This window comes from Cytobacillus sp. NCCP-133 (assembly GCF_026011715.1).
GTDB lineage: Bacteria > Bacillota > Bacilli > Bacillales > Cytobacillaceae > Cytobacillus.
Window position 1 is genome coordinate 56,506 of record NZ_BRVM01000001.1, and the last position, 12,319, is coordinate 68,824.

The 12,319-nt window shown below is 39.5% G+C and carries 13 protein-coding genes, 1 pseudogene and 1 riboswitch; of the genes and pseudogenes, 9 read left to right on the forward strand and 5 right to left on the reverse strand.

The annotated features are described in order from the left end of the window. Positions 1-63: 63 nt before the first annotated feature. A riboswitch (purine riboswitch) is annotated at positions 64-165 on the reverse strand. A gap of 357 nt (positions 166-522) precedes the next feature. The 3 genes from NCCP133_RS00300 to NCCP133_RS00310 are packed head-to-tail and all read left to right on the forward strand — an operon-like array spanning position 523 to position 2,826. Continuing rightward, positions 523-672: a hypothetical protein gene (locus NCCP133_RS00300; protein WP_026581129.1), complete on the forward strand. Its 150-nt coding sequence runs from the start codon at positions 523-525 to the stop codon at positions 670-672. A gap of 22 nt (positions 673-694) precedes the next feature. Next, positions 695-1,171, forward strand: coding sequence for a cytochrome c oxidase subunit II (locus NCCP133_RS00305; protein WP_264802970.1), 477 nt, complete (start codon positions 695-697; stop codon positions 1,169-1,171). Continuing rightward, complete coding sequence (locus NCCP133_RS00310; RefSeq protein ID WP_264802972.1) at positions 1,171-2,826, forward strand: b(o/a)3-type cytochrome-c oxidase subunit 1; 1,656 nt, start codon at positions 1,171-1,173, stop codon at positions 2,824-2,826. The genes NCCP133_RS00305 and NCCP133_RS00310 overlap by 1 nt, the downstream gene beginning before the upstream one ends. A 39-nt stretch (positions 2,827-2,865) precedes the next feature. On the opposite strand, the gene NCCP133_RS00315 is transcribed toward NCCP133_RS00310, so the two are convergent. The 3 genes and pseudogenes from NCCP133_RS00315 to NCCP133_RS00325 form a co-directional block, all read right to left on the reverse strand. Next, on the reverse strand, positions 2,866-3,786 hold the full coding sequence (locus NCCP133_RS00315) for a DMT family transporter (RefSeq protein WP_264802973.1): 921 nt from the start codon (positions 3,784-3,786) through the stop codon (positions 2,866-2,868). 74 nt (positions 3,787-3,860) lie between these two features. After that, positions 3,861-5,372 (reverse strand): carboxypeptidase M32, encoded by a 1,512-nt coding sequence (locus tag NCCP133_RS00320; RefSeq protein WP_309298021.1) that lies wholly within the window; start codon positions 5,370-5,372, stop codon positions 3,861-3,863. A 164-nt stretch (positions 5,373-5,536) separates the two neighbouring features. Continuing rightward, positions 5,537-5,768: pseudogene (locus NCCP133_RS00325) on the reverse strand (DUF2249 domain-containing protein). A 169-nt stretch (positions 5,769-5,937) separates the two neighbouring features. Between NCCP133_RS00325 and NCCP133_RS00330 the strand changes: the two are divergent. The 6 genes from NCCP133_RS00330 (at position 5,938) to NCCP133_RS00355 (ending at position 9,920) form a co-directional block, all read left to right on the forward strand. Beyond that, on the forward strand, positions 5,938-7,098 hold the full coding sequence (locus NCCP133_RS00330) for an MFS transporter (RefSeq protein WP_264802975.1): 1,161 nt from the start codon (positions 5,938-5,940) through the stop codon (positions 7,096-7,098). 5 nt (positions 7,099-7,103) lie between these two features. After that, positions 7,104-7,244: a hypothetical protein gene (locus NCCP133_RS00335; protein WP_264802977.1), complete on the forward strand. Its 141-nt coding sequence runs from the start codon at positions 7,104-7,106 to the stop codon at positions 7,242-7,244. Positions 7,245-7,906: 662 nt separating this feature from the next. Continuing rightward, positions 7,907-8,149 (forward strand): DUF2249 domain-containing protein, encoded by a 243-nt coding sequence (locus NCCP133_RS00340; protein ID WP_264802978.1) that lies wholly within the window; start codon positions 7,907-7,909, stop codon positions 8,147-8,149. Further along, positions 8,146-8,352: a DUF2249 domain-containing protein gene (locus tag NCCP133_RS00345; protein ID WP_264802980.1), complete on the forward strand. Its 207-nt coding sequence runs from the start codon at positions 8,146-8,148 to the stop codon at positions 8,350-8,352. Before NCCP133_RS00340 ends, NCCP133_RS00345 begins: the two co-directional genes overlap by 4 nt. 14 nt (positions 8,353-8,366) lie before the next feature. Further along, on the forward strand, positions 8,367-9,608 hold the full coding sequence (locus NCCP133_RS00350; RefSeq protein ID WP_264802982.1) for a hypothetical protein: 1,242 nt from the start codon (positions 8,367-8,369) through the stop codon (positions 9,606-9,608). A 12-nt stretch (positions 9,609-9,620) separates the two neighbouring features. Then, entirely contained in the window at positions 9,621-9,920 is a 300-nt protein-coding gene (locus NCCP133_RS00355) for a metal-sulfur cluster assembly factor (RefSeq protein WP_264802984.1), read from the forward strand. Between the two features lie 54 nt (positions 9,921-9,974). Here NCCP133_RS00355 and NCCP133_RS00360 read toward each other — a convergent pair whose 3' ends face one another. Together NCCP133_RS00360 and NCCP133_RS00365 are read right to left on the reverse strand one after the other, a co-directional pair. After that, on the reverse strand, positions 9,975-11,909 hold the full coding sequence (locus NCCP133_RS00360; RefSeq protein ID WP_264802985.1) for an ATP-dependent DNA helicase: 1,935 nt from the start codon (positions 11,907-11,909) through the stop codon (positions 9,975-9,977). Positions 11,910-12,127: 218 nt separating this feature from the next. Next, positions 12,128-12,295, reverse strand: a complete 168-nt coding sequence (locus NCCP133_RS00365) for a hypothetical protein (RefSeq protein ID WP_264802986.1) — start codon at positions 12,293-12,295, stop codon at positions 12,128-12,130. Positions 12,296-12,319 lie beyond the last annotated feature (24 nt).

Sequence of the window (12,319 nt, forward strand, 5' to 3'; positions counted from 1 at the left end):
TGAAGCAATGGCCTTAGGCTTTTTGAAAAAAAGCTGAAGACAACTAAAGGATGGAAAAAACCGTCCTGAACATTGCTCACTCATAGTCGGATCATTTACGGCAACCCGGTAGAGACTTGCAGGCCATATCCCTGCGATTATATGAGTGAATGTTATTAATTTATAAACATTATAACATTTTTTATTATTTATTCAATCAAAAACCTCTAAAAAACGAATTAAATTTTAAATATAATTATAAATGTTCGTGATTTCGTTCGTGACCATTAAGAGCATCTTCCACTGTTATGAAATTACCTCCTTCATAAGTCCTGAGTTCACCTTCACATTTTCTTCACAAATTCAGCATAGTTTTTGTGATATATATCACTGTAATATCAATTTTTCACTATTATCATAGTAATTAAGTAACGAATGAACAATTTGTGAACTCACAGAACCCCCTAGAATCTTCGTAAATGTCTTGTATTATGAAAATGTAATCATTTACTTTTTCCAATTATTCGAAAGGAGTGAAGGAAAATGGCGAAAACGGAACTCAGCCGAAAAACAAAAACTGAAATTGAGGATAGCTCTTCCTTAAAGGGAACGTTAGCTTCCGTTTTCTTATTAGGATTCTTCCTAATAATTACATGGGTAGGCGTTTACTTTTTATTTGTCAGTCGCTTTTAAAAGATAGAAAGGGGAAAAAGCTATGCATATGCATAAGTTTGAAAAAGCCTGGCTCATCTTTGGAATTGGATCACTTTTGGTTTTCTTAACAGTATTGGGTGTCAGCGCATTTTACCTTGGAAACCAGCCGCCAAGCTGTTTGGCAACAATTGATCCAGAAAAGGTGGATAAAACAGCTCCGTTCAATGAACCGGGATTAAAAAAGGTGGAGGGAAAAGACTGGGATTATGAATTGGTCTTTGTAGCATCAGCATTTTCATATAGCCCTGCTTCAGTAGAGGTTCCCTACGGTGCAAAAGTAAAGATAATTGCTACAACAAAGGATGTCGTCCACGGATTTGAAGTAGCAGGCTCTAATATCAATATGATGCTTGAGCCTGGATATATCAGTGAACATATCACAACTTTTGACAAAGCTGGTGAATACCTAATAGTTTGTAATGAATATTGCGGTGTAGGACACCATATGATGTCGTCTAAAATTGAGGTGGTGAAATAATGTTTAACCCTACTGCTAACTTTAAGGTTGACCGCCGCGACGGCAAATTGGCAATGGCACACTTCTATGTTGCATTTACTGCATTGGCAATAGGCGGATTGGCAGGTTTGCTTCAGACTCTTGTACGGTCAGGCAAATTTGAGCTTCCTGCCGGCATTGGCTATTATCAAATTCTGACTGTTCATGGCGTTGTATTAGGACTCGTGCTTACCACTTTCTTTATTATGGGATTCCAGCTTGCTGCAACGAGCAAAACTTCAGGCACATTAACAAACAAACAAAGAGTGACCGGGTGGATTGGTTTTTGGCTTATGACAGCAGGAACTCTTCTTGCTGCAGTAATGATTCTTTTAAATGAAGCTACTGTACTTTATACCTTTTACGCTCCTCTTCAGGCACATGCCCTATATTATATTGGCTTAACATTGGTCATTGTCGGAAGCTGGGTTGACGGTGCAGCCATTATCATGAAGTATGCCGAATGGAGAAGAAAGAACCCCGGGCAGCCTAGTCCTCTCCTAACATTCATGTCTTTAGTAAATACGATGATGTGGATTGTGGCAACAATTGGAGTGGCATCTACCGTGCTTTTCCAATTGCTTCCTTGGTCATTGGGATTGGTTGAAACGGTTAACATCGGGGTCAGCCGTACATTGTTCTGGTATTTCGGACATCCGCTTGTTTACTTCTGGTTATTGCCTGCCTATATGGCCTGGTATGTCGTTATTCCGAAAGTTATTGGAGGTAAGATTTTCTCAGACTCATTGGCACGCATGTCCTTTATATTATTCCTGCTATTCTCGATTCCGGTCGGTTTCCACCATCAATTAATGGAGCCAGGGATTGATCCAGCTTGGAAGTTTTTACAGGTCATTCTGACATTCCTTGTTGTTATTCCGTCTCTTATGACTGCATTTTCACTATTCGCAACATTTGAAAGCTTCGGACGCGCAAAAGGGGCATCAGGTTTATTCGGATGGATGAAGAAACTCCCTTGGGGTGATGCTCGCTTTGTCGTTCCGTTTATCGGAATGGTTGCATTCATCCCTGCTGGTGCCGGTGGTATTATCAATGCTTCCCACCAAATGAACCAGGTTGTCCATAATACGATTTGGGTTACTGGCCACTTTCATTTAACAGTGGCAACGTCTGTTGTACTTACATTCTTTGGTGTCTCCTATTGGCTGATTCCCCATCTGACAGGAAGACGATTAACGAAAGCCATGAATAAATTAGGCATTATCCAAGCTGTAATCTGGGCAATCGGAATGACCTTTATGTCTGGTGCCATGCATGCTGCAGGATTGCTTGGCGCTCCACGCCGCTCTTCCTACTCCGAGTATGGCGGAGCAGCGCAGGCAGCTGAATGGATTCCATATCAAGTCGCTCAGGCTATTGGGGGATCCATCCTGTTCCTTGGCATCATTTTGATGCTCTATATCTTTATTAACCTTGCATTCTTTGCACCTAAAGGAGAACAGGAATTCCCGGTAGGAGAAGCTGCAGAAGAAACTGAAAAAGCGCCAATGGTATTTGAAAATTGGAAGCTTTGGCTTGGAATTACGTTTGTTCTTATTTTATTTGCCTACACAATACCGTTTATTGACTTAATCCAAAATGCTCCTCCAGGGGCTAAAGGATATAAGCTTTGGTGAAATATCGAAAAAACTCCGGTCCAGTGGGATCGGAGTTTTTTATAGATCGTTTTTTTGTGATTGGGATAAAGTGAGATCCTTCTTTTTTCTTGATGGAAGATTAACGATTACAACAGAGCCCAGGATTAACAATGTGCCTGCAATTTGAATGGCATTCAGACTCTCTCCATATAGAGCAATTCCTAAAAGCATTGCTACAAGCGGTTCGACAGTTGCGATAACCGCTGCTTTGCTTCCCTCCGTTTGTTCAAGTCCCCAAGTATAGACAAAATAGGCCATTACAGTGGGTATAAAGCCTAAACCAATGCTAAGCAGAAAGACTTTACCACTCAAAAATAGTTCAGCTTTTGTCCATAAACCAGTCACTGGAATAAGAGCAGCTGCTGCGACAAGGAACGTATAAAGGGTGATTGTAAATGGGTGATATTTTCTCAATGCAAATTTTCCGAATATCGTGTAAAGCGCATATCCAAGACCTGATCCCAGCCCTGTCAAGATTCCCAGAAACGTTATTTTGCTTTCCCCTGACGATAAGCCCGCTATAAGTATGCAGCCGACAATTGTACCTGCCACTGCAGTAATTTTTTTCATGTTTACTTTTTCTTTTAAGAAAACAAACGACAAAACCGTTACAAATGCAGGAGATGTATAAAGCAAGACGACTGCCATTGAAATATTGATTTCGTTGATTGTTGTGAAATAACAATAATTAAAAAAAACAATGCTTAATATACCTGTCCCGGCAAAAAGCCGAAAATCCAGAGGAGACTTGAGCTTCATTTCACTCCTAAAACGCCCTAAACCTATCAAAACAAGGAAGAAGGCAGCAAAAATCACTCTTATGGCCACAATTTGCATAGCCGAAAATCCATATTGTCCCAGCCCTTTAACAAATATGGCAATAATCCCCCAAAGGCTCGCTCCAAAAGCAATCATCAGATATGGAAAAATTTTCTTCATTGTTTTCTCTCCATGAATGAAAAGGATGGCATGCGCCACCCTCTTAAAACGTCAAATTTTTAAAAAGCAGTTCCTTACTTTAATTGATACACATTACTATACTTATCATAAAGATAATCGATAAGATATTGAGCATTCAATCCTTCACCGGTTACATCATTTAATATTTCGAGCGGTTTTTTCATTTTGCCATACTGGTGTACATTTTTTGTAAACCATTCCTTGATTGGCAGAAGGTTACCTTCTTCAAGCAGCTTATCATATTCCGGCAAATCTTTTAACATACTGTTTTTCAGCTGCGCTGCATACATGTATCCTAAAGCATAAGAAGGGAAATAGCCAAAGCTTCCTCCTGCCCAATGTACATCCTGAAGAACTCCCTGTGCATCATTTTCAGGATTTACACCCAAGTACTGTTGATATTTTTCATTCCAGATTCTTGGAAGGTCTTTGACTTCAATTTCATCATTGAATAAGCCTTTTTCAATTTCATAGCGGATAATAATGTGAAGCGGATAAGTTAATTCATCTGCTTCAATTCGAATTAAAGAAGGTTTAGATTCATTAATGGCACGATAGAAATCATCCAATGTCACTGGATCAAATTGGCCGCTTGCATACTCCATGAGCAGCTGATAATTTTTCTTCCAGAATGAGTAATCCCGTCCAACAAAATTTTCGTAAAATAAAGATTGTGATTCATGAATTCCCATGGAAGTTCCAGTGCACAATGGGGTCCCGACCAAGTCAGGTGATATATTCTGCTCATATAGTGCATGGCCCCCTTCATGAATGGTTCCAAAAACAGCTGTGCGGAAATCCTCTTCATCATATTTAGTCGTAACACGCACGTCTCCAGGGTTTAAGCCGATTGCGAAAGGATGTACCGTTTCATCGAGTCGGCCAGCTTTGAAGTTATACCCCATTTGTTCCAAAACTTCGAGGCTGAACCCGCGCTGTTTATCTTTCGCAAAGTGCCGGAATAAAAAGCTTGTTCCCGGTTTGTTGTTTGATTCTGAAATTTCCTGTACAAGAGGGACAATCTTTTCACGCAATAGGCCAAAAACCTGATCAAGTGTTTCAACTGTAACACCCGGTTCATACATGTCCAATAGCGTATTATATTTGTTTCCCTCATGTCCCCAATAGCCAATAAACCGCTTGTTTATGTCTACAAGCTTTTCCAAATAAGGCCGGAACATTTCAAAATCCGATTTTTCCTTCGCCTCTTCCCAAATACTTTCTGCCTTGGACTGAAGAATGACATATTCCTTATATTCATCTGCAGGAACTTTTTTATTGCGATCGTAGTCTTTTTTGCATTCTTCGAGAGTCTTCAAAGTTACTTCCGAAAGGCCCTCTTTTCCCGAAAGCTTCGCTATGTATGCTGCCATCTCTTGAGATGTTGACATTTTGAATATTTCTGAAGAAATCATGCCGATTACTTCAGATCGCTGTTCTACACCTTGTTTTGGCGCTCCTGTACGGAGATCCCAATACATAAGGGATAATGCTTCATTATATGCCGTCATTTTTTTTACATAATCCATAAATTGCTGTTCTGTCCCTTTCAGAGCTTCAGTCACAGTTCTTCCCCCCTCATAATCTAAATCAAAACTATTTTATCATATTTTTCTGAAAAGGCAGTCTCCTAATGCTTATTCTTTCTATTCCAAGTTTCTGAAACTTTTTTACAAATAAGACAGGCCCGCTACAAGCAGGGCCTATCTTATTTGCTGCATGATGAAGTTTACTTTTTGCCAATGGCCACTCTCCATCTCTCCGGGCAAGCTTCAATATACTCCCAAGAATTGATTTTCCCTCTCCATCAGAAATTGATAACGAAGAGGACGGGGGTCATGATCGTTCACAATCTGCATATATTCTCCTTCTTTTAAAGAATCAAATGTGTTAAAAATCACTGGATGTTTCTCTTTTGGCGAATAGTCAGGCGCAATTACCGTATGGGCAAATTCTCTCATTCTTTCTTCCTCCTCTTCATTTGCTTTACAACTTTATTTTAATGGTGCAGGACTAAAAGATTAGTGAACCGAATCACAGCTAGCATATGATATTGTCCTTTTTCTTTTTAACTTTCAGATGAAAGAGTTATAATGACATAAAGTGAATAATTGCAGGAAGAGAGTTAGAATGAGATCCTTTATTTTTTTTATTATCGTTGTTGCATTTATAGATACATTTTCACAGCTTCCAATCATGAGCCCTTTTGCACAATCCATTGATCCATCACCAGCTTTTATCGGAATGATCGTAGGCATGTATTCATTCTCAAATATGATTGGCAATATTTTTGCAGGCTACTGGATAGATAAAAGCGGGGCAAAGAACGTCCTGGTGTCGGGGCTGGCTTTAACAGGCACTATCTTGCTTCTGTACACACTAGTGGAATTACCTTATCAATTAGCGGCAATTAGGTTTTTCCATGGCCTATTTGGAGGCTTTCTTGTTCCAGCTGCATTTACCGTTATCGCTAACAGCGGAACCTCAAACAAACAAGGGAAATCGATGGCCTTGTCAGGAGCTGCAGTTGGAGGGGCGGCTATATTGGGGCCTGCCTTTGGGGCTGTTGTCGCTTCAAAATATAGTGTGGATTGGGTATTTTTGATCATCGCTGCGACCATGATCAGCAGCGCTGTTTTTACTTTTACCTTCCTGCCCTCCAATCAGAAGGAAAAAACCAAGAGTAAAAAATCTCCTTCTGAAAAACTATTGCCTTTATTCAAGGAACCCATGCTTGCTATCAGTTATGCAGGTGCGTTTTCCTTGATGTTCGCACAGGGTACCCTTGCCTATTTGCTGCCTTCGCAAGTTGAGAATCTAGAAATCAGCTCCATATTTAGCGGGATTCTATTAAGCACCTTCGGAATTACTGCTATCCTTATTTTTCTTCTGCCCATCAATAAAATCTTTGATAAGTATAAACACCAAAACACAATGATGACAGGTATGCTGATTATAGGCATAGCACTCATTCTTTTAGGTTCAGCTTCTTCCCTTGTCTTTATGTTTTTTTGCATGGTTTTATACGGGACTGGTTTTGCACTTTTATTTCCCTCCATTAATTCCTTGATTGCAAATCACACAACAGAGAAAACGAGAGGAATGGCGTTTGGCCTCTTTTATGCATTTTTTTCTTTAGGTGTTGTTGCAGGATCCACACTTCTGGGTTTAATGGGTGTCACATTTAGAATTGGATTTATTCTTGCAGCAGGGGTTTTATTTTTAACCATTTGTGGCATGAATGTGTATTTTAATAAAAACAGTTCGTCATTAAGTAAAAGCCAGGAGTGATGCTGATGAAGGAATTAGTGGGTAACTGCTGTATTTGCGGGAAAGATCTATATTGCCTGGATGGTTTTTTCAATGGAGTTTACACTGAAAATAACGAAACCATCTGTTTTGATTGCATAGAGGAAAGGGAAAAATCCGCAGACTGACATCTGCGGATTTTTCTTGTGCCCTGATACTCTATTCATCCTCATTAGTGCCAGGCTGTGATTTTACACACGTGTTCGAATGATAAACAAAGATTTCCTCTTATATGATGAAGGTCACTTATTTCAATTTCTTCAGCTGTTAAACTTAAAGTGAAAAGATGCATATCGCACTGAAAGGTGGTCGAATTGAGAAAAAGGAGATTGAAAAGAGAATAGGCAGTGTTCCTTTTTTAAAGAACTTAAAAAGGAAGAGCTTGCACCAATAGTTAAAATTGCACAGACACGTTTCTACAGGCGAAAAATATATATTATGCAAGGCGATCCTCTTGAGAAGTCTTGAGAAGGTATTTTTCATTCATTCCTGGAAGGTAAAAATATATAAAAGCGATTTTTCCGGCAGAGAGCTAAGGATATAAAATGACCACCTATTTTACTAACAGAGAGCTTGCAAATATGATTAGGACTTCGCAAAAAAACTGTCAGCAAAACAATTAACCACCTAAAGAAAAAGGGTTACCTGAATTCTGAAGAATCCGGTCTTTTTATCATGGCTGAAACCAGGTTATATAAAAAAGGCTGTGTGAATGACTTTAGCAACCTGTTGAATGAAGCGGAATTCATCAGGTAATTTTAACAGCGCCTATAAGAAAGGAGCGAAAGAAATGGAGAAAAAAATTGTGGAACTTGATGTGCGCGAGGATCTAAAAAATAAACTTGAGCCTTTCCAGAAAATTATGTCTGCAATAGCAGACCTCGATGAAGAAGATGTTTTTATCCTGCATGCCCCTTTTGAGCCAATTCCTCTTTTCGGAGTATTGAAGGCTAAAGGATTTGCCCACAAGGCAGTAGAAATTGAGAAAAAACATTGGAAAGTCACTTTTATCAAGAGAGGTCCATCAAAATGAAACTCGACAACAGGGGCCTAGAACCGCCTCAGCCAATGATGAGGACGTTGGCCGCTCTAGAAAGTCTTCCAGACGGTGAACCCTTGTCTATTATCAATGATAGACGTCCCATGTTTCTTTATGAACAGCTCGATGAGTTGGGCTATCAGCATAAAACGACCGAACAAACTGATGGAAGTTTTTTAATAGAAATTAAGAAATAAAGCAGGTGATTTCAATGCTTCCTAATACAAAGAATGAAACCAATATTAAACTTCCGTTTTCATTTATATTATTCAGCATGTTCAGTTTAATAGGAGCCGTGACTTTAATTCTTTTTCAGGGAGACTCCCTCATAAACAGCCAATTCCGTGTGCCTGGAATTTGGTCGGCTGCACATCTTTTTGTATTGGGATGGGCTTTAATGACAGCGATGGGAGCCATGTATCAGCTTGTTCCAGTAGCTTTCCTGACTCCCATTTGGAATGAAAGATTCGGTTTTATCCAATTTGGCGTTACAGCTTTTGGCATCCTTTATTTTGCACATGTCTTATTTCACAGTCCGCATAATGCCCTGCTGCCCGGACTCATTACAGTAGCAGGCATCTTAATGTTTCTGCTGCAGATGTTTATGACTTTAAAAAGCCAAGCAAAGCGCAATGTGCTTACTCTCTTTGCTGGAACTGCCTTGGCTTGTTTGTTCAGCACTATTTTGATGGGAATTTTGATGGTAATCATCATGAAAACTGGAATTGCTTCAAATTTCTATCCGTCTATCTTTAACAGCCATTTGCTGCTTGGTACAGCCGGCTGGTTTACTTTGCTGATCTTCGGTTTTTCCTACAAATTGATCCCTATGTTTTCCCTGTCTCATGGCTACAGCATGAAGCCAGCCAAATATGTATTTGCCTTATATGCAGCAGGGTTGGTACTGGCATTGATAGCGTTTTTTACAGAAAGTGCATACCTTCTTACTTCAGCATGGCTGATTCTTGCAGGAGGATTCACCTTCTTTGCCTGGCATATGCTCCAAATTTTGAAAAAGAGAGTTAAGAAAAAACTTGATTCTTCCTTCCATTTTGCACTTCTGGCTATTCCTTTAGGACTCATAATCCATTTAGCTGCATTTGCCAGCTCGCTTTTGGGCACTTTTGAAACCACTGCAGGCTTCTTACTTTTTGCTTACCTGATGCTTTGGATAGCACTTAGTATCTTCGGCTATCTATTTAAGATTGTTCCTTTTCTGTGGTGGACATGGAAATACAGTAAAGTAATAGGCAAACAGAACGTCCCCTCACTAAAAGACATGATGGATGACAAAGCCTCAATCCCGGTACTCTCCATTCTTATTCTGGGAGTATGTGGGGTAGCTGCATCCATTTTATTAGAAAACAAAGGCTTATTCTTCACAGGTCAGTTCATGACTTTGGGCGCTTGTCTGGCATTTAGTTATTTGATTTTTACAATTATTAATAAATAGGAGGCCATTTTCATGAATTTAAAAGAACTCGTTTTAACTAACTTAAAAAGAGTAATGGATCCGGAATTAAACATAAACGTTGTTGATTTAGGCCTTATATATGATATTGAATTTCCTGAAACTGGGGAAGTAATTATAACGATGACACTCACAACACCTGGATGCCCTCTCCATGACAGCATAGTAAGCGGCGTAAAGTACTGCATCGAAGAGCTCAAAGAGTTTACAACAGTAGATGTTAATCTCGTCTGGGAACCTGCCTGGACTCCCGGAAACATGACACCTGAGGGAAATAGGCTTTTAAGGGGATAAAAAAAGAAGTGCCCTTTCCCTTAATAAAAAGATCGGGCACTTTTCTGTATTTTTTTATATGTTTTTAATCGTGGATGGTTCTGCTGGAAGAACCTTCTTAATCTTTTCAAGCACTTCAGGATTTTCATTTTCATTCATTAATATATGCACAGATCCTTTGTCCTCTTGAGTTCGTATTAGTCTTCCAATTCCTTGCCTTAATCGCAAGATCATATATGGAAGATCAACCTCCCCGAAAGGATCGGACGACCCTTTCCGCTTAGCAGTAAAGACTGGGTCATGTGGAGGGAATGGAAGGCCAAAGATAAAGACATTTTCCAATGATCTTCCCGGTATATCAAGACCTTCCCATAAATTGACGGAACAGAGTACGGAATGTTCGTCATTTTGGAAATTTGATACCAGTGTGCTGACTTCTGCATCCCCTTCAAAAAAGAATGGAACATCCATTTTCCCAGCTGCAAATTCTTTAAATACTGCCAAATCAGAACGATTGGTAAAAAGCACCAATGCTTTTCCTTCAGATTGCCTGATTTGCTCAAGCGTATAAAGCATTTTTACTGTCTCATCATCCGCTGCAAATTCCGGCATTCTAATGGACATATTTTCCTCATAGTCAAAAGGAGATTCTACCGTAAAGGATAAATATTCATCGACACCAAGGCTTCTAGCCATATAATCAAATGACTTATTTTCGGATAATGTAGCTGATGAGAAAACAAAAGGCTTTTTCTGTGAGAAAACTTCTTCCCTCATAATATCCTCGACCATTCTAGGCATAATGACCAGAGTTCTCTCACCATTATGCTCTTCAAACCAGGTAATCCCTTTTAAATCTTTAAGGAACAGAGACAGAGAATAAGAAATTTGCTCAAGATATTCTTCCACAATTTTTAAATCATATTCGTTGATAACATACATCTCACTTTCAAAAACCAGCTCCTCCTCAAGACTGCTTATCAGATCTTGAAGCTTCCTGCCTTCCTTCAGGACATCAGCCGTTTTTTCAATCGTTTTCTTGTCTGATCCCGTTTCTGCTGATGCAGACATGGCTAGCGTTAAGAAGAAATGTTCATTCTGATAAATAGCCTCTTCAATGATATTGAGGGTTTTCTCTCTTACATCATTAGCCATCAGCCTAGTTAACAGGGATTCGAGCATTTGTTCAGTGAACCGGTATGTCAGTGCCTTCTGGGAAGCATATTCCAGCAAATGCCCCTCATCAAAAACAACACAAGAACTTTCAGGAAGCAGCGGCAGCTGTCCTTCGCGCTTTCTGGACTCTTTTGTCCAAATGTGTTCCATATAAAAATCATGAGAACAAATAATCAAGTCCTTGGCACTGCGGTAATATTCACGATGGAGTGTTTGACCGCAGCGGTGGCGCTTTTCGCATGTGAAACAATCCTGAATTGAATCCCATGCAACATTTGCCCAATAATCGTCCGGCAAGTCAGGGTAATCTTTGCGGTCGCCATATCTCTCAAATTTCTGCATAGAAGATCCAGTCTGGACGAAGTTAGGCAAGTCATCAAAAATGCCGTTATAGTGATCATGAACATCATTTGCGACAAGCTTGTCCAGTTTATTCAAGCATAAATATTGATCCCGTGATTTTGCCAATCTCACATCAATATTCAAATTTAATGCTTTTTCAAGCTTTGCTATATCTCCTTCCTTTTTGACAAGCTGCTCTATTAAAGTTTCATCAGCACATGCGATAATGGCGGGCTTATTTATGTATCTTGCATAGCTAATCGCATACAGCAGGTAAACAATCGTTTTCCCCGTCCCTACGCCTGCTTCTGCAAAAATAACTTTCTTGTCTTTAAATACTTTTTCAAGCTGAAAAGCCATAAATATTTGCTCATCCCGTATTTCAAAACCTGCTTCAGGCAATATATCGTAAAAAACATCCCCGATCCACTCGCTTAACTTCTCGTAAAAAGATTCGCTTTTGGACACGGGAAAAGGCATTCGATTAGACATGATACCCCTCCGTAAATAAAATTAAAGCGCCATTCAAACAGACGCCATTCTTGCAACTATATCATTATTTCAATTTTAGACTGTAAATAATCAAATGAACATCATACAATTTTATCGCAAATATGACAACTGTCAAGATTAATGGTTTTGAACGTTTCTTTTCAGCAAAAAAGCAGGGTGCTTCATCAGCCAGCCCTGCTCCCAATAAATATTTTTGTTTAATTAACACGCGACAACGAAAATGACAATGCCTGCTGCAGTTCTTCCTGTGCACTTCTAAGACTTTCAAGAGCCACTGCCGAAGAATCATCATCTCCTTGAATTGCTTCAAGCGTTCCATTCAGCGCCTGTGAGATTTTATTGAAATCGATTTTAGAATGCTTCATTGCCATCCCTCCTGACAAACTCAG

What these genes read in the sequence shown, in the direction of transcription:
- NCCP133_RS00300 (WP_026581129.1), top strand. Translation starts at nt 523, where the DNA reads ATGGCGAAAACGGAACTCAGCCGAAAAACAAAAACTGAAATTGAGGAT.
- NCCP133_RS00305 (WP_264802970.1), top strand. Translation starts at nt 695, where the DNA reads ATGCATATGCATAAGTTTGAAAAAGCCTGGCTCATCTTTGGAATTGGA.
- NCCP133_RS00310 (WP_264802972.1), top strand. Translation starts at nt 1,171, where the DNA reads ATGTTTAACCCTACTGCTAACTTTAAGGTTGACCGCCGCGACGGCAAA.
- NCCP133_RS00315 (WP_264802973.1), bottom strand. Translation starts at nt 3,786, where the DNA reads ATGAAGAAAATTTTTCCATATCTGATGATTGCTTTTGGAGCGAGCCTT.
- NCCP133_RS00330 (WP_264802975.1), top strand. Translation starts at nt 5,938, where the DNA reads ATGAGATCCTTTATTTTTTTTATTATCGTTGTTGCATTTATAGATACA.
- NCCP133_RS00335 (WP_264802977.1), top strand. Translation starts at nt 7,104, where the DNA reads ATGAAGGAATTAGTGGGTAACTGCTGTATTTGCGGGAAAGATCTATAT.
- NCCP133_RS00340 (WP_264802978.1), top strand. Translation starts at nt 7,907, where the DNA reads ATGGAGAAAAAAATTGTGGAACTTGATGTGCGCGAGGATCTAAAAAAT.
- NCCP133_RS00345 (WP_264802980.1), top strand. Translation starts at nt 8,146, where the DNA reads ATGAAACTCGACAACAGGGGCCTAGAACCGCCTCAGCCAATGATGAGG.
- NCCP133_RS00350 (WP_264802982.1), top strand. Translation starts at nt 8,367, where the DNA reads ATGCTTCCTAATACAAAGAATGAAACCAATATTAAACTTCCGTTTTCA.
- NCCP133_RS00355 (WP_264802984.1), top strand. Translation starts at nt 9,621, where the DNA reads ATGAATTTAAAAGAACTCGTTTTAACTAACTTAAAAAGAGTAATGGAT.
- NCCP133_RS00360 (WP_264802985.1), bottom strand. Translation starts at nt 11,909, where the DNA reads ATGTCTAATCGAATGCCTTTTCCCGTGTCCAAAAGCGAATCTTTTTAC.
- NCCP133_RS00365 (WP_264802986.1), bottom strand. Translation starts at nt 12,295, where the DNA reads ATGAAGCATTCTAAAATCGATTTCAATAAAATCTCACAGGCGCTGAAT.